Origin of the sequence: Streptomyces purpurogeneiscleroticus (genome assembly GCF_020024005.1) — a bacterium.
In the GTDB taxonomy this organism is placed as follows: domain Bacteria; phylum Actinomycetota; class Actinomycetes; order Streptomycetales; family Streptomycetaceae; genus Streptomyces; species Streptomyces purpurogeneiscleroticus.
In genome coordinates this window covers 14,272-30,427 of record NZ_NHSG01000386.1, presented here as the reverse complement: position 1 = coordinate 30,427, position 16,156 = coordinate 14,272, and the positions used below count along the sequence as shown (strand labels likewise).

15 protein-coding genes and 2 pseudogenes are annotated in these 16,156 nt (G+C 71.6%); 3 read left to right on the top strand and 14 right to left on the bottom strand.

What is annotated here, in order from left to right; translation table 11 throughout:
* The first annotated feature begins 55 nt into the window (after nt 1–55).
* Nucleotides 56–748 carry an AzlC family ABC transporter permease gene (locus tag CCS38_RS28130; protein ID WP_223736140.1) on the top strand — a complete coding sequence of 231 codons (693 nt, stop codon included), beginning with the start codon at nt 56–58 and terminating at the stop codon, nt 746–748.
* Entirely contained in the window at nt 745–1,083 is a 339-nt protein-coding gene (locus CCS38_RS28125) for an AzlD domain-containing protein (protein WP_223736139.1), read from the top strand. Before CCS38_RS28130 ends, CCS38_RS28125 begins: the two co-directional genes overlap by 4 nt.
* Here the strand turns inward: CCS38_RS28125 and CCS38_RS28120 are convergent.
* The 13 genes and pseudogenes from CCS38_RS28120 to CCS38_RS28060 form a co-directional block, all read right to left on the bottom strand.
* A complete protein-coding gene (locus tag CCS38_RS28120) occupies nt 1,049–1,453 on the bottom strand; it encodes a response regulator transcription factor (protein ID WP_223736138.1) in 405 nt (134 codons plus the stop codon). The genes CCS38_RS28125 and CCS38_RS28120 overlap by 35 nt on opposite strands.
* 10 nt (nt 1,454–1,463) lie before the next feature.
* Nucleotides 1,464–2,180, bottom strand: a complete 717-nt coding sequence (locus tag CCS38_RS28115) for a thioesterase II family protein (protein WP_223736137.1) — start codon at nt 2,178–2,180, stop codon at nt 1,464–1,466.
* Nucleotides 2,180–3,037, bottom strand: a complete 858-nt coding sequence (locus tag CCS38_RS28110) for a class-II aminoacyl-tRNA synthetase family protein (RefSeq protein ID WP_223736136.1) — start codon at nt 3,035–3,037, stop codon at nt 2,180–2,182. Before CCS38_RS28110 ends, CCS38_RS28115 begins: the two co-directional genes overlap by 1 nt.
* A 2-nt stretch (nt 3,038–3,039) precedes the next feature.
* Nucleotides 3,040–3,300, bottom strand: coding sequence for an acyl carrier protein (locus tag CCS38_RS28105; RefSeq protein WP_223736135.1), 261 nt, complete (start codon nt 3,298–3,300; stop codon nt 3,040–3,042).
* 41 nt (nt 3,301–3,341) lie between these two features.
* The gene (locus CCS38_RS28100; RefSeq protein ID WP_223736134.1) at nt 3,342–4,538 is read right to left on the bottom strand and encodes a cytochrome P450; all 1,197 of its coding nucleotides are present in this window, start codon (nt 4,536–4,538) and stop codon (nt 3,342–3,344) included.
* 64 nt (nt 4,539–4,602) lie between these two features.
* Nucleotides 4,603–5,805, bottom strand: a complete 1,203-nt coding sequence (locus CCS38_RS28095; protein ID WP_223736133.1) for an MFS transporter — start codon at nt 5,803–5,805, stop codon at nt 4,603–4,605.
* 189 nt (nt 5,806–5,994) lie between these two features.
* Nucleotides 5,995–7,149: pseudogene (locus tag CCS38_RS28090) on the bottom strand (FAD-dependent oxidoreductase); the annotation flags it as partial.
* Nucleotides 7,150–7,260: 111 nt separating this feature from the next.
* A pseudogene (locus CCS38_RS28085) lies at nt 7,261–9,315 on the bottom strand (molybdopterin oxidoreductase family protein); the annotation flags it as partial.
* A gap of 121 nt (nt 9,316–9,436) precedes the next feature.
* Complete coding sequence (locus tag CCS38_RS28080; RefSeq protein ID WP_223736132.1) at nt 9,437–10,261, bottom strand: PAS domain-containing protein; 825 nt, start codon at nt 10,259–10,261, stop codon at nt 9,437–9,439.
* 87 nt (nt 10,262–10,348) lie between these two features.
* Nucleotides 10,349–11,065, bottom strand: coding sequence for an SDR family oxidoreductase (locus CCS38_RS28075; RefSeq protein WP_223736131.1), 717 nt, complete (start codon nt 11,063–11,065; stop codon nt 10,349–10,351).
* Entirely contained in the window at nt 11,062–11,478 is a 417-nt protein-coding gene (locus CCS38_RS28070; protein WP_223736130.1) for a hypothetical protein, read from the bottom strand. The genes CCS38_RS28075 and CCS38_RS28070 overlap by 4 nt, the downstream gene beginning before the upstream one ends.
* Before the next feature lie 19 nt (nt 11,479–11,497).
* The gene (locus CCS38_RS28065; protein WP_223736129.1) at nt 11,498–11,830 is read right to left on the bottom strand and encodes a cupin domain-containing protein; all 333 of its coding nucleotides are present in this window, start codon (nt 11,828–11,830) and stop codon (nt 11,498–11,500) included.
* Nucleotides 11,831–12,062: 232 nt separating this feature from the next.
* Nucleotides 12,063–12,839 (bottom strand): methyltransferase domain-containing protein, encoded by a 777-nt coding sequence (locus CCS38_RS28060; protein ID WP_223736128.1) that lies wholly within the window; start codon nt 12,837–12,839, stop codon nt 12,063–12,065.
* A 283-nt stretch (nt 12,840–13,122) separates the two neighbouring features.
* On the opposite strand from CCS38_RS28060, the gene CCS38_RS28055 reads away from it, so the two are divergent.
* On the top strand, nt 13,123–14,961 hold the full coding sequence (locus tag CCS38_RS28055) for a helix-turn-helix domain-containing protein (protein ID WP_223736127.1): 1,839 nt from the start codon (nt 13,123–13,125) through the stop codon (nt 14,959–14,961).
* Nucleotides 14,962–14,969: 8 nt separating this feature from the next.
* Here CCS38_RS28055 and CCS38_RS28050 read toward each other — a convergent pair whose 3' ends face one another.
* The gene (locus CCS38_RS28050; RefSeq protein WP_223736126.1) at nt 14,970–16,148 is read right to left on the bottom strand and encodes an IS701 family transposase; all 1,179 of its coding nucleotides are present in this window, start codon (nt 16,146–16,148) and stop codon (nt 14,970–14,972) included.
* Nucleotides 16,149–16,156 lie beyond the last annotated feature (8 nt).

Here is a 16,156-nt window from a genome sequence, read left to right as displayed (position 1 = left end):
AGAAGTCGATTGTTCGCCTTGACGAACACTCATCAGGGTGTTCACTATATCGGTCATGGGTTCGTTATGGAAAACGCTGGACCGGGCGCTGCTGCGCGACGTCGCGTTGGTGTGTCTGGCCGTGGGCGTCATCGGTCTGTCGTACGGGGCGATCGCTGTGGCGTCCGGCTTCCCGTTGTGGCTCCCCGTGGTCCTCGGGCTGCTGGTGGTGGCCGCGTCGTCGGAGTTCCTGTTCATCGGGATCATCGCCGCGGGCGGCAGCCCGGTCGCCGCGGTCATCGCCGGTCTCCTGGTCAACGCCCGGCATCTGCCCTTCGGGCTGGCCGTGCCCGACGTGCTCGGGCGCGGCGCCTGGTGGTTCCTCGGCACACACCTCATGAACGACGAGACGGTCGTCTTCGCCCTGTCCCAGAAGGACACCGCCCGCGGACGCGCCGCCTACTGGGCCTGCGGCCTGGGCATTCTGGTGTGCTGGCCGATCGGGGCCGCGATCGGCGGCCTCGCCGGCACCGTCATCGAGGACACCGACGCCTTCGGCCTCGACGCGATGTTCCCGGCGATCCTGCTGGCCCTGATCCTCCCGGCGCTGCGCGGCGACCGCGAGAAGCGCCGGGCCGCCCTGGCGGGCGCCGCCCTCGCCCTCGCCACCACCCCCTTCCTGCCCGCCGGTCTTCCCGTGCTGCTCGCGCTGGCCGGGCTGGCGCTCACCGCCGTAGGAGAGAAAGCTCCGCGAAAGGCCCCGCGATGAACACGTCCGTGATGCACAGCCCCCTCGTCCTGGTCGTCTCGATCCTCGTGCTCGCCGTGGGAACGTACGGATTCCGCCTCGCCGGACCGCTGCTGCGCTCCCGTATCACCTTTCCGCCGCGCGCCGAGCGGCTGATGGAGACGGCTGCGGTCGTCCTGCTGGCTTCCCTGGTCGCGACGACCGGCCTGATGGAGGGACACGAAGCGGCCGGCGTCGCCCGGCCGGTGGGGGTGGCGGTGGCGGGCCTGCTCGCCTGGCGCAAGGCGCCGTTCGTGGTGGTGGTACTCGGCGCAGCCGTGGTCACCGCGTTGCTGCGGTTGGCCGGGATCCACTGAGGGGCAGTGGCCCGGAGGCGCCACAGGCGACGGGCGACGGCCGGAACGGCGGACCCTCGTCGAGGTGTGCGGGCCGGGTCCAGGCGAAGGCGATGATGCCGGCCTGCAGCCGGGACTCGACGCGCAGCTTCGTCAGGACCTGGGCCACATGCGCCTTCACCGTCCGTTCCGTGATGGCCAGGCGGCCCGCGATCCGTCGGTTCGACGCGCCCTCCCCGAGCGCCCGGAACACCTCCAGCTCACGCTCGGACAACGTCGAGACGCGGGCGAACACGGTGTTCCAGTCCTCGTACGGGGCGGCCGAAGCGGTGGGGGGCGGCGCGCTGCTCGGTTCTCGTCGCTGCGCCGTGACTAAGGGATGGGTGCGCATGGATGCTTTCCTAACGGTGCACCGGTGCGATGTGGGGGGTGATCGCGGCGGCCAGTGGCTTCGCCTGCTGCTCCAGGTAGAAGTGGCCGCCGGGGTAGGTCAGGAGCTCGTGGCTCCCCGTGGTGGCGGCGTTCCAGGACTTCAGCTGGAGCGGGGTGAAGATGTCGTCCGTGCCGCACACCGTGACGATGTCCGCGCGGGTGACGGTGTCGCGGTGGCGGCGCAGGAACGTGTCGGTCAGGGAGAAGTCGGCACGCAGCAGGTTCGCGGTCCACGGGCCGAGCATGGGGTGGTCGCGGATCCGCGGGTCGACGTCGCCGCCCGCCCGCCGGGCCATCGCGAAGGTCTCCTCGTCGTTCAGCAGCAGCGGCGAGCGCGGGCTGGGCAGGACGGCGTTGCTCGGTGCCGCGTTCGCCGAGGCGAACAGCGTGGTGCACCGCGCGCCGCGCGGCCGCTCGTCGAGCTCGGCGGCCAGCGCCAGGCCCAGATAGGCGCCCAGACTGTGGCCGAACACGGCGAAGTCCCCGGTGAGTTCGTCGGTACGGCGCAGCAGATCGGCGACGGCGTCCTCGACCGTGGTGACCAGGGGCTCGCGCCAGCGCCGGCCGCGGCCGGGCAGCTCCCAGACCAGCGGCGCGACGGAGGCGGGCAGGGCGTCGATCAGCTCATGGAAGATCTGCGCCGACCCGCCCGAGTGATGCAGGAGCAGCAGGGGAGTGGCGGCCATCACGCCCCTGTCCCGGCGCCCGCCGCGACCTCGGCGCCGGCCCGGCGCAGCTCGCGCACGGCGACGTCCGAGTCGCCCTTGTACGTCGTCAGCAGCATGTGCGTCCAGCGCTCCAGGCCCGCGCCGAGACACGCGGAGTAGGCGTACTCGCCCCCGGGCCCCCGGATGTCGCACCGCTCCCCGAAGAAGTTGCGGTGCAGGTTGACCGACGACACCGCCAGGTCGCCGTCGTGGACCAGCTCCTCCTTGACCTTGGACAGCCGCTGCATCATGGCCCGCGAGCCGCCCGAGTCGAAGAACGGGTCGGACGCGGGCTGCAGCCGCGCGTCGACGTCGAGCCGGGCCACCACGTCGGTCAGCCACTGCTTGCCGCGCCGCGCGAACTCCTCGGCGGACTCCTGGGTGCCGATGTGGATGACCTCGCGCATCTGGAACGTGCGCAGCCTGCGCAGGGACTCGTAGTACGACTCCGCGCGCGAGCACAGTGCGCGCGTGGTCAGCAGCACGGGCGCGTCGAGCCGGGTGCCGCTGTACGCGAAGTACGCCCCGTAGCAGGCCGCCGACGGCAGTACGAGGGAGGTCGGCCGGAGGTGCTCCTGCCGGATGTCACCGGCGGTGAACTCTTCCGAGGCCGCGGGGGCGAGGGTGGCCACCGCATGGGCGAGGTGCGGGAAGTTGGTGAAGTAGTCGATCTTCGCGAGGTTCCGTGCCTCGACCATGGCCGGCAGCCCGACGGCCTCGGCGCCCGTCGTGCGGGCCCAGTCCGACACCAGGTCGTCGACCGCGGTGAGGACGGCGATCTCGGGGCCGCGCAGCAGCGGAAGCCCGAGGGAGGAAACAGCGGTGGTCACGGTCATGGTCACTCCCCTGCCGTGAGGCTGTGGGCGAAGTGGCGGTCGACGATGGACCGCAGGGTGCGGAACGAGTCGATGTCCATGTCCTCGGACGGAATGGCAGCGCCGCGCAACTCCTCGATGAACAGCAGGAATTCGACGAACTGGAGCGAGGTCACCGTCCGCGTCTCCACGATGTCCAGGTCCTCCGGTATCTCTCCGGCCTCCGGGTTCTGCTGCTTGATCCAGTCGCTGAGGCGACGCATGACGAGTGCGTTGTCGGACACGGTGTCCTCCAAGTGGCTGTAAAGGGAGCGAAGTTGAGGGGTCAGGAGAAGATCACGGAAAGGTCCGGCGCGTGACGGAACGAGTGGCCGTGCTCCGTGTCGCTGCCGGGCACCACGGTGAGCGCGGAGAAGCGCTCGGCGAGGCGCACGCAGGTCTCGGCGAACTCAGCCTCGGCGAGGTTCGTCCCGGGGCAGGCGTGCGGGCCCGTGGCGAAGGACAGGGCACCGCGCTCCCCGCGGTCCGGGTCGAAGGTGTCGGGCCGGCGGAAGACCGCCGCGTCGCGGTTGGCGCTCGCCAGGGAGAAGAGGATCGGGTAACGGCGTTGGATGTCCGTGCCGGCCAGGGAGAAGTCCCGCTGCGCGAACCGCAGGACGGAGTGGACGGGCGGGCGCAGCCGCAGGATCTCGCGGATGACGCGTACCGCGTCGTCCTTCGTACGGCACTGCTCCAGCGCCCCCGGCTGGGCCGCGAGCCCGTGCACGATGTTGGTGATCGCGGCGATGCTGGTTTCGGTCCCGGCGAGCAGGACGAGCAGCAGCGTCGCCAGGACATCGGCGATCTCGAACGGGTCCGCGCTGTCCTGCATCGCCGCGAGGATCCCGCCGGTCATGGTGTCGCGGCCGATGGCGCCCTGGGAGACGAGGCCGCGCAGATAAGCCTCCACGACGTCCTTGGCCCGCCGCACGTCGGCCGAGGTGTCGGGCGGGTAGTCCAGGGTCCGCGCGATGGGCCGCATCTGTTCGTACAGCCAGCGCGCGTCGGCCTGCGGCAGCCCCATGAGGCCGCACATCAGCCGGTAGGGCACCACGGCGGAGATCCGTTCCACGACGGGAGTGGCCGCGCCCGGTTCGAGGGCGGCGACGGTCTCCGCCACGAGCGGCACGATCGCCGTGGGGAGGTACGAGCGGACGGCGCGTGCGCCCAGGAGCGGCGCGATGTGCTTGCGGAAGGCGCGGTGGGCCGCGCCGTCCAGGTCGAGAAGGTTCCGGCCGAAGGTGCGCCGGCTGGTGCGCAGCGGGAAGTCCGCGACCACGGCCTCGTGGGACAGCCCCGCCTTCACCGCCTCGTGTCCCACGACGACATAGCAGTTCGCCGCCGTGGAGAAGTGCACCGGTCCGGCCTCCCGCAGCGCCCGGTAGACCTGCCACGGGTCGCTCTGGAAGAGGGGCGAGTGGTAGTCGAAGCGGTCGGCGACGGGCTGCTCAGGGGGAGAAACCTGCTGAACGGATGTGGTCATCGGCTTGGTGGATTCCTCTCGTACGGGGGCGGCCGTCGGACAGGCGGGACGTTGCCGGGACGGCCTAGGCGCGGGTCGTCTCGCGCTCCGGGCCGGCCTGCCGGGGTACCGGCGGCGCCGTCCGCGGCTTGGGGTCGGGCAGGAGGAACGAGCAGGCGACGGCGACGAGCGAGGCGCCGAACACCACGATGAAGACCGGGCGCAGGCCGTGGGCGTCGGCGAGCCGGCCGAACAGCGGCGACGACAGGCCGCCCACCGACATCGCGAGGCCGAGCGTCAGACCGCTCGCGGTGCCGGGGCGCGTCGGCAAGTAGTCCTGCCCCAGGGTGACTTGGGGCGCGAACGGCAGGAACAGTGCGGTTCCGCACAGCCCGGCGCAGATCAGCAGAACGGGCAGCGAGGGGGCCCAGGTGATCCCGGCGAGCGCTACGGCGCCGAGCACATAGCCGGTGCGTACGGGCACCAGGCGCCCGAAACGGTCGGCCGCCCAGCCGCCGAGCAGGGTGCCCGCGGCGCCCGACAGGGTGAAGGTGGTGAGGGCCGCCGCGGCCTGCGCCGTGGACGCGTGCAGATCGCTCCGGGCGTACAGGGAGATCATCGCCGTCACGGTGACGTACGGGATCGACCACAGCACCATGACCGCGACCAGCCGCGCGAATGCCCGCCAGTCGTCCTTGGCGCGCGGCGCCCCCGCCGCGGCCGCCGTCGCCACCGGGCGCGCGGCGGGCCGTGACCAGTCCTTCTTGGCCAGCCACAGCGCGGCCATGGCGAGCGCGGGAGCGGCCAGGAGCCAGCTGGCGGACAGGCCGAGTCCGCCGACCACCAGCGTGACGAGCGTGGGGGCGAGGGAGGCGCCGAGCGTGCCGCCCAGGGCGAAGACGCTCATCGCCTTCTGCGACTGGCCGCCGGCCTGCCGGGCCTGGCTGGTGGCCGGCGGGTGGTAGGCGCCGATGCCGACGCCGGCCGCGGCCACACACACCCAGGTCGCCCAGTAGTTGTCCACCAGGCCGGCCGCCGCGACGCCGACGGCCGCGGTCGTGAAGCCGGCCGGCACCAGCCACGGCCGCGGCTTCCGGTCGGCCAGGACGCCGAAGAAGGGCTGCAGCACGCTGGAGATCCCGGCCACGGCCAGCGCGATTCCGGACACCGCCGCGTAGCTGTAATGACGCTGCGACATCAGGAACGGCAGCAGTGCCGGTACCGCACCCTGGTAGAGATCATTGACGGCATGGGTGCCCGCCAGGAACCCGAGTTGCCCCTTCCGCATGGGCATTGCTCTCCTTACTCCGGTCGACTGTCTGCGGCCGACCGACCTGGGTCGACTGACTTGGGCCGACTGACATGTGTCGACTGATTCCGGTCGACTGTCTTCGGTCGACTGCACGGTGTGGAAGCCGAGTTCGGCATCGGTGATCAACGGAAGCACGGGGCGTGATCATGAATCACGGTGGCGCCGTCACCCCGTTGCGGCCAGTGCGGCACCCACGAGCTTCAATGGGGGCGAATTGTCGGAGTCGGTGAACTCGGGAACGGATTCGCCCAGCAGGTGCCGGGCCACCATGTCGGCCATCCGGTACCCGGGCGCGGCAAGACCGTGGCAACGGCCGGCCACTGCCGCGCACTCGCCGACGGCCCAGATGCGCGGGTCCGCGGTGCGGCAGCGCCGGTCGACGAGAAACCCGCCCCGCTCACCCCGCGCGAGCCCCGCGGGGCCCGCGAGTCCGTCGGCGGGGATGATGCCCGCCGCGAAGACGACCAGATCGGCCTCCAGGACACGTCCGTCGCCGAGCTCGACCGACCCCACCCGGCCGTCCGGGCGGGCCGCGATACGGCTGAGGCCGGTACCGCAGTACAACCGCAGCCCCAGGCCCTCCAACTCCCTTGCCAGGCTCAGGCTTTCGGCCTCGTCGAGCTGCGCCGCCATGATGTACGGAGCACGCTCCACCACGTGGGGCCGCATGCCCAGGTTCCGCAACGCGCTCGCGGCCTCCAGGCCGAGCACACCACCGCCGACCACCACGCACGGCCGACCGGGGGCCGCGGCGGCACGGATAGCGTCGAGGTCCTCGAAGGTGCGGTAGACGAAGCAGCCGGCCGCCTCACGGCCCGGTACCGGAGGCACGAAGGGATGCGAGCCGGTAGCCAGTACCAGCGCGTCGTAGCCGACCGAGTCACCCTCCGAGGTACGCACCGTGCGCGCCGCCGGATCCACCGCTTCGCCGGAGACGCCGAGCCGGAACCCGACCATGGGATCGGCGAGCAGGTCGGCACCGGCCAGTGTCAGATCCTCCGCGCTCTTCCCGTCGAGGTACGAGGAGAGGGAGACCCGGTCGTAGGCGGGGCGGTGCTCCTTGCCCAGGACGACGATCCGCCACTGGTCCGCCAGGTCGCGGGACCGGAGCGTCGCGACCAGCCGGTGGCCGGCCATGCCATTGCCGACCACGACCAGGGTGCGGGGCGATGCCGTACGGGTCCGCCGCACCGCGGGCGCGGGTGCGGGCGGTGGAGCCGATCCGGCGAGCCGCTCGACAACGTTGCGCACGTCCGACTCGCAACCGCCGCACCCGGTGGTGGCCCGGGTGGCCGCGGCGAGGTCCGCGACGGAGCGGGCGCCGGCCTGCCACGCGGCGGCCAGCTGCCGCCGTGACACGCCGTTGCACAGGCACACCACGGCCTCGGACTGCTCGCTCGTCACCGCCCGACGGACGTCCGGGCGTGCGCACGGCGCGACGCGGACGGCGCTGAGCTTGAACTCGGGCATCCGGCTGACCGGGTCGAGAGCGCCGCCGGTCAGCAGGTTGGCCCGGCCGTCACCGGCGAAGTGGAACGGCACGAACACCGTGTCGGGGCGAATGCCGTCCGACAGACGGGCGCGCGCCCGCATGCTGCCGCGCGCGGAGGTGACCTCGGCCATCTCCCCGTCGCGCACGCCCAGCCGCCGGGCGGTGTCGGGGTGCAGCTCGACGAAGGGCTCGGGGGAGGCGTCCCGCAAGGTCTCCACCCGCCGGGTCTGCGCCCCCGACTGGTAGTGCGCGAGGACGCGGCCGGTGGTGGCCCGCAGGGGGAAATCTGCAGTGGGCCGCTCGCCGGGCGGTGCGGGGGCGACCGGCGCGAAGCGGGCCCTGCCGTCCGGGTGCGCGAAGGCGTCGAGGAACAGCCGGGGCGTGCCGGGGTGGCCGCCGTCCGGGCAGGGCCAGTGCAGTGTCTCACCGGCGTCGAGACGGTCGTACGTGATGCCGGCGTAGTCGGCGGTCCCGCCGCGCGTGGCACGGCGCAGTTCCTCGAAGACGGCGCGCGGTGCGACCGGATAGTCCCCGGCGGCTTCGCCGAGGCGTACGGCGAGGCCGCGCAGCACGTCCAGGTCGCTGCGGACTCCGCCGGGCGGGTCGAGCAGCCTGCGCCTGCGCAGGACCCGGCCGTCGAGACCGGTGAGGGTGCCCTCCTCCTCGGCCCACTGGGTGACCGGCAGCACCACATCCGCGAGCCGGGCCGTCTCGCTGGGGACGAAGTCGGCCACGACGAGCAGGTCGAGCGCCCGGAGCCGGTCACCGACGTGCGCCGCGTTCGGCGCGGAGACGAGCGGGTTGGTACCGAAGACCAGCAGGGCGCGCGGCCCGTCGGCGGTACCGAGCGAGTCGAGCAGTTCGTACGCGCTCGGGCCCGCTCCCGGCAGCCGTTCCTCGGGTACGTTCCACACCGAGGCGAGGTGCCGGCGCGCCCGCGGGTCCGTGATCGAGCGGTAGCCGGGCAGCTGGTCGGCCTTCTGCCCCATTTCGCGTCCGCCCTGGCCGTTGCCCTGCCCGGTCAGCGCGCCGAAGCCGCTGCCCTCGCGGCCCGGCAGCCCCAGGGCGAGCGCGAGGTTGATGAACGCCGAGGCCGTGTCGGTACCGTCGCGGTGCTGCTCGGCCCCGCGGCCGGTCAGGACGTAACCGCGGCGCGCCCCGGCGAGGAGCCGCACCGCCTGACGCATCGCGGCCACGGGAACCCCGGTGAGCGCGGCCACCCGCTCGGGCGTCCAGGCGTCCGACGCCGCCCGTGCCGCGTCGAAACCGCTGGTCCGCGCGCGTACGTAATCGAGGTCCGCGTGCCCCTCGTCGATCGCGAGCCGCAGCAGGCCCACGGCGAGTGGGAGGTCGGTACCGGGCGCCGGCTGCAGATGCAGCACGGCACGCCGGGCCGTCGGGGTGCGCCGGGGGTCGATCACGATCAGCTCGGGGCGTTCCAGGTGGCGCATGAGCGGGGGCATGGTCTCGGCCGGGTTGGCGCCCGCGAGCAGCACCACGTCGGCCCGTCCGAGGTCGGTCACCGGGAAGGGCAGCCCCCGGTCCACGCCGAAGGCCCGGATGATGGCGGCTGCGGCCGAGGACATGCAGAACCGGCCGTTGTAGTCGATCCGGCTCGTGCCGAGCGCGAGCCGGGCGAACTTCCCCAGCAGGTACGCCTTTTCGTTGGTGAGCCCGCCGCCGCCCAGGACGGCCACCGCGTCCGGGCCGTGCGCGTCGCGCAGCGCGCGCAGGGTCGAGGCGACCCGGTCGAGCGCCTCGTCCCAGCCCGCCGCCCGGGGACCGGCCTGCCGCGTCTCACGTATCCACGGCTGACGCAGACGGTCGGCGACGTTCAGCAGCGCCGGTGCCGTCCAGCCTTTCTGGCACAGGCCGCCTTGATTCACGGGGTGGTCGGGTTGCGGCCGTACCGTCGTCGTGCCCGCCGTGGCACCGCTCAGCAGGGTCGCGCACTGCAGCGCGCAGTACGGGCAGTGGGTCGCCACCTCGGACATGGCGGCCTCTCCCGGTGCGCGGGCTGCGGATTGCGGTACCACGGCGAACTCCTGGAGGTCGGAGCGGAAAGGGGGGCCCGGCGGGGCGGCCGGCCTCGTCGGTGGCCGCCCCGCACACGGGTCAGAAGGACAGGTCGAGCGCGGTCACGCGGTCGCGTCGGCGAGTGGGCTCGTTGTCGGGGAAGACGAAGCACCGGGTGTTCTTGAGCGTGCCGCCCTCGACGTTGGCGGTCGAGAAGATGACGACCGGCACCCGCTCACCCTTGTTGAGGAAGTCGGCCCGGAAGTCGATGATCGGGGCATCGTCGTCCCAGCGGCCCAGGAAGTCCTCGACGATCTCCTTGTCGGCGTAGATGTTGCGGATATGGTGCCCGACATAGCTGTCCGGAGCGTCCGACGCACCGACGATCGCGATGTCCTTCCAGTTGGCATGGGCGACGGTGCCGTCCTCCTCGATCAGGTGGATGGCGACCGGGCAGTGGTCGTAGTAGGCGCGCAGCAGCGGCACGGCGTCCTCGGTCACGGGCGTGTACGCCGGGTCGGGCGCGTCGACCCGGGCGATCCAGGCCGCCGCGGTGGCCGCCTCCTGAGGAGCCGGCTTCTCCGAGGGCGTGGGGTGGGTCGTGGCCGGGCGCAGCGCCCAGAAGCCGTGGACGGCCCCGTCCACCTCGCCGAAGCCCAGGTTGGCGAAACCACCGGGGAACGTGACGTTGGCGAAGGAGACGGCGCGGTTCTCGACGACGGACCGGGCCGCCCGCAGCGCCGCGTAGTCATCGACCCCGAGGACGTCGGCGAGCCGGCTGCCGGGGGCGGCGCCGTCCGCGAGCAGTTCCCTGGCCGCCTTGTTGGCCAGCACGACGCGGCCTTCGGCGTCGGTGACCACCATGCCGGGGGAGGCCCAGTTGAACAGGTCGATGAGCTGATCGGCGGAGGGGTGAGCGGACATGGGTGTCCTCATTCCGTGAGTGTGTGGGGTGAGCGGAAACAATCGCTGCGGGCCGTACAAATCCCTGCTGGATTTATGGGCGCGCGGTTATGAAGCCTTGCGGCTGTAATTGAAGATCTGTCCGGTAGGGCCGTTGGCCGGGAATTCGGCGACGTCCACGATCCAGCGGGCGACAGTGCTGACGGACTTCAGCCAGTCGGTCCGGTATCCGGAGTTCAGCATGTTCAGGAATCGTTCGTCGGCGCCGCCGACCGTCATCGCGGTGGCGACCGGGCCGGGGCGCACCTCATTGGCGACCACACCGTCGCCGGCGAACGCCACCGCGCACGTGCGCATCAGCGACGTCAGCGCCGCCTTGCTCGCCGCGTACGGCCAGCGGGTCGGATCGTGGCCGGCCGCGGTGGACGACCCGACGAAGGTCAGCGACCCGCCGCCGTGCTGACGCAGCAGCGGGGCGGCGGCCTGGACGAGGTGCAGTGCGGTGGCGACGTTCGTGGCGTACACGTCGGCGGCCGACTCCCAGTCCACCTCGGTCAGCGGGCTCGGGGCCGGGGAGAGACCGGAGTTGAGGACGACGGCGCACAGCCCGTCGCGGACCTCCAGAGGGGCGAGGTCCGTCAGAGCGGAGCGTACGGCGGCCGCGTCCCGCAGATCGACGCGGAGGTCGAAGTAGCCGTCGGCAGCGGCGAGTTCCTCGTTGCCGCGGCGGGACAGGCCGATGACCTGGTAACCGCGGCCGAGAAACTCCTCGGCGACCGCGGCCCCGATCCCCGATGACGTGCCGGAGACCACGACGCTCTTCATACGATCCGGCCTCCCACGCTCAGCGCCGTGATCCGGGCGAGCAGCAGCATGACGCCGGGCCACTCGGCCGGGGTGAGACCGAGCGTGCCCGGTGAGGTGTACCGCGCGTCGAGGCGGCCCGACGCACCGTCAGCGCCCTCGATCGTGAAGCGGCAGACCGGGTCGGCGTCGGCAGCGGGGGCGTCCGATGTCGCGCGCAGCACGACGCCGTCGAATTCCAGGCACACGTCCGCGCTGAAGTGGCGGCGGATCAGCTCGAACGACGTCTCCAGGCGCCGGGCCCGCTCCGGCTCCTCGGAGACCCGCTGGAGCAGCGTGCTCGCCGTCTCCAGGACCCGGGTGAGCCGGCGCTTGCCCTGCACGTATTCGAGGACGACCGATGCCTGCTCTGTGGGGATGCTGCTGGTACTCATCTCCGTGCCGCCCCGCCGCTCAGTCGAACCGCAGTGCCGACGGCACCAGCGAACCGGGGACGAGGTCGAGGCGTCCGGGCGCGGACAGCTCGTACAGGACCGCTCCCTCGTCACCGACCTGGGTGAGGGTGTGCCGCCGGCCCGCCGGGATGAACGCCACGTCGCCGGACTGCAGTTCGTACTCCGTGCCGTCCGCGCCGAAATGCACCGCGCCCGAAACGACGACCACCCACTGCTCGTTCTCGTGCCAGTGCGGAGTGGTGTCCGGGCGTCCCGGCTGATCGGCGACGACGCGCATGCACGACATCTTGCTGCCCATCGTGAGACGCCTCGACATCTTCGTCTCATCCATCGGCAGTTCGTCACAGCCGGCCCAGTCGATTTTCACGTGCTGTCGCCCTTCTCGGGTTTCTGCGGGACGACAGGAACGCTAAGTGAATCGGACCGGCCGGGCGTGAAGTGCCCAGGAGATCCCGCAACTTACAGTAGAAAGATGCAAGTTGACGGAGTATGCGGGGCGGCGTTGCGTGCGGCGGTCGCTTCCAGGAAGGTGTCATATCTCGGAAGGTGTGCCGCGCCCGGTATCACTTCGCGGAAGGTGTCACTTCGAGAAGCAGGTGCTCCACCGCGTCCTCGCCCTCCCGCACCGTTCGCGACTCGCGCAGCCGGAGGTCGCGGCCGCACTCCGCGGCGAGGCGCCGCAGCAGGCCGGTGTCGCCGCGGTTGGTGAAGTGCAGCAGGACGCGGCCGCCGGGCGTGGTCCAGCGCACCGCCTGCTCCAGGAATCGCTGGTGCGCGGCGTACCCGGGATCCACGAACGCCTGCTCGCAGACATTGCGGTAGGCGTAGTCCTCGGGCGCCAGCACGTAGTTGGAGCTCCAGAAGATCACGTCGAACCGCTCGCCGGGCGGCAGTGAATCGAACAGGTCGCTGTGCGCGACGCGCATCCGGTCGCCCACTCCGTGCCGGGCGACATTGAGCTCGGTGTTCCGGACCGCATGCAGATTGATGTCGGTCCCGACCACTCGCTCGTAACCATCCAGCGCGGCCACGACGGACACCACCCCGGTGCCGCAGCCGATCTCCAGCATGCTGCCCCGGCTCCCCGCCGTGCGGGGACGGGCCGACGGGGACAGACCGAGGAAGTCCAGGGCGACGCCGGTGCTGGGGCTGTGGATCGGCGCGAAGACGTCGTCGAGCAGATCCCAGGAGAGGCCGGCGAGGTCGAAGACGCGCGGCCGGTCGGGCCGCGTCCGTGATGCCTCGCAGCGTGCAAGTGAACGTTTATGGCTTTGAATCTGCGAATGGCTCTCGCCCACAGGGGCGCTGGACGGCTGGTGGACGACGTTCGTCCGGTTCACGGAAACCTCCGGAGTGAGGGGCGGACACCGGCTGTGTCCGCCGGCCAGGTCACGATCTCGTCTTCCGGTACGCCGCAGTAGGGGCTCCGGCAACTGCTCATCGCCCCTGGACGGTGGTCACGACACCGATTCGATCGCATTACGGCTCCATATATTCACCTGGTGAGACGAGAAGTGGATCAGAGCGCGCCAGCTCTTTAGGCTCTTCCTACGAAGACCAACGGGCCGGCGAGGACCAACGCCGCCAGAAGGAGAGGTCGGGGTGCGCAGGGGGGAGTCGGCTGTGGGGGATGCCGTTACATATCTGGAGCTGCTGGCGAGTGAGGCTCCGCCCGTGGCCTTCCGTGAGCCGGTCGCGGACGCAAAGGCAGGCGGTATCGACGGCTCGGACCTGGAGCGGTTGATACGGGCGGAGCGGCTCGCGTACGACGTGTGCGGCCTGTTCGAGCACCGCAGACGGCGCGCCGCGAGCCTCTCGGCACTGCTCGACACCGCACGCGACCTCCTCGGCGCGGACGACGTGGCCACCGTGCTGGGCATCGTCACCCGCAGGGCGCGCACGCTGCTGAACCTCGACATGGCCTATGTCGCACTGCACGATCCGGAGCTGGGCGCGGACGTGGTGCGCGCCGTCGACGGACACGTCTCGGGGCTGACACCGAGTTTCCGGGTGCCGGGCGACGGCGGCCTCGGCGTCGCGGCCCAGCGGTGGATCGCCCCGTTCAGTACCCCGGACTATCTGGCCGACCCCGGCATACAGCATTCGCCGGAGATCGACGAGGTGGTCCGCATCGAGGGGCTGCGCGCGGTGGTCGCGGTACCGCTGAGCGCCCCTGACGGTTCCCACCTGGGCGTTCTCTATGCGGCGGCCCGCGAGGTGCGGCACTTCGAAACCGAAGAGATCGCCCTGATGGGAGAGCTCGGCCAGCTGGTCTCGCCCGCGGTCGCGGCCAGCCTGGACCGGCAGCGGATGCGGGACAAGGCGGAGCGGCTCGCCTCGGACGTGCGTCGCGCCGAGGAGGAGCGGGAAGGTGTCTGGCGGCTGCGGGACAGCCAGCACGCCTTGATGGAACTGATCCTCAGCGGGGCGAGTGTGGACAGGTTCCTGACCGTTGCGGGCCAGCTGCTCGATGCGGAGGTGAGCTTCGAGGAGGGCAACGGCGGCACTCCGCCCGATGGCAAGCAGGACACCGGCGCCGAGGTGGTCGGCGGGCGCTGGGTCTGTGCCGTGCGGGGAGCTGTCGACTACGGCCGGCTGACGGTGGGCCGTGCGCAGCCCCTGAGCGATGTGGACACCGCCCTCCTCCGCAGCTGTGCGCAGGCGTTGGCAGTCCTCCTGCAGAGCCGGGCCACCGGCATTTCACAGCAGGACGACTTCCTGGAAGTACTGCTCGCCGCCCAGCCGGGCACCAAGCAGCTCGCGGAGCAGCGTGCCCGGAGCCTCGGGTTCGACCTGCGGAGCCGGCACGTCCTGGTGGCGGCCCGTCCGGAGGGCGGCCTGTCCGACCGGATCCGTACCTGGGCTTCGGTGTACGCGCGGGAGGCGGGCGGGCTGCGAAGCTACCGCGCGGACCATGTGGTCCTCCTGCTGCCGGGCGAGGACCCGTCCGCCCTGGCCAGGGCCGTGGCGGATTCCTGCGCCGCCGCCACCGGGCAGCTCGTCACCGCGGGTGCGGCGGGACCGGGCACGGAGCCCGAGGCGGCGCCCGGCCTGTACAAGCAAGCCGCGCGCTGCCTCCACGCCGTCACGGTTCTTGGCGTCGCGGGCGGCGTTGCGTCGCCGCGGGACCTGGGATTCCTCGAACTGCTGCTGGCCGATGAACACGACATGGAGGGGTTCATCGGGGCGGTCATCGGCCCTCTCCTGGAGTACGACGAGAGGCGTTCCGCGGACCTGGCCCCGACGCTCGAGGCTTACTACGCCGCCAACGGCAGCCCGACCCGAGCCGGGGAGCAGCTCTTCGTGCACGCCAACACCGTCGCAAGGCGCCTGGAGCGGGTCACCGACCTCCTCGGGCCCCGCTGGCAGGACGGTGTGGGGGCGCTGGAGGTCCAGCTGGCGTTGCGTATGCACCGGGTACGCGCACGTCTGCGGGCGACGGACGGCAACCGCCAGGAGTGAGGTCCGGTTCACCCCGTGAGAATCCGTGGCTGCTGTGCGGCGGGAGACGGCACACGGTGCTGAGCCGACCGCTCCGGAGGGGCCTCGTGTGCGGTCAGTACGTGCACTGCGTGGGTCACCGACACCATCGTCATGTGCCGGTGCCAGCCGGTGAACGAACGGCCGCTGTAGTCGCGCAGCCCGGCACCGTCGGCCCCACTGGTCCGGCCGGCCGCACCGTCGAGGAGTGTGGTCAGGGACAGCAGGTCGGCGGCCGAGCCCGGAAGGTCGGTGAGCCAGCAGCGACGGGGCCGGGCCTCCGGTTCGTCCCACTCGGCGAGCAGTGTCAGTGGCTCCGGCTCGGCACCGGCTCCCGGGAGAGGGGCTCCGGGCAGCCGCACCCGCACCATGGCAGCGGTACGCCACGGTGCGGAGAGGTCCACGGGGCGTCGCATCTGCCGTATGCGCCAGAGGAGTTGATGTACCGGTACGCGGTCGGCACCGTGCCGGGAGCGCGTTGCCGGGACCACCGTGAGGGCATCGCTGATCTGCGCGAGCCACGGCAGCCGGGCCCGGGCGAAGCGGCCGAGGAGCGCGGCCACCGGCAGGTGGCGGGCGTCGATGACGAGCGGACGGGTGGACCCGAAGAGGCCGTCGACCAGGTCCGTGAGCGCCGACGACAGCGCCGGCAGCCCGGGATTCAGGTCGCGTACGTAGCGCTCCGGGATGTCGACCTGTCTTCTGCGCTGCGGATCCTGCAGCCACTCGTCGGGCAGTTCCAGATGCCAGTCCACCGGTGTGGCGAGCGTACCCGTGGTGTGCCACAGGCCGTAGGCGAACTGGCCATTGATGGTCTGCCCGAGCTCGGGCACGAAGCGCGTGTGCACACCGGCCGACCCGTTGCCCGTCTTGGACAGCACCAGAGGGTGCGCCACGTAGGCGGTTGCGGGGGCATGCCGTTCCACTGCCGTGGCCAGGGCGGCGCGGACGGGCTCCCAGTCCCAGCGCGCCTTTGCGATGAAGTGTTGGAAGCGCTGTTCGGCCGGTGGGTCCGACAAGCGCAATGCGATGTTGCGGGCCGTTTTCCGGCCGGGCGTAGTCGCCATCCCTCGCAGGAGCTGCTCAGCGGTTCTGCGCTGGTCACTCCGGGGCAGAGAGGCGAACACTTCGGAGCTCACTTCCGTGAGCAGGTCTTTCGCGTCGTGCATTCGAGTGA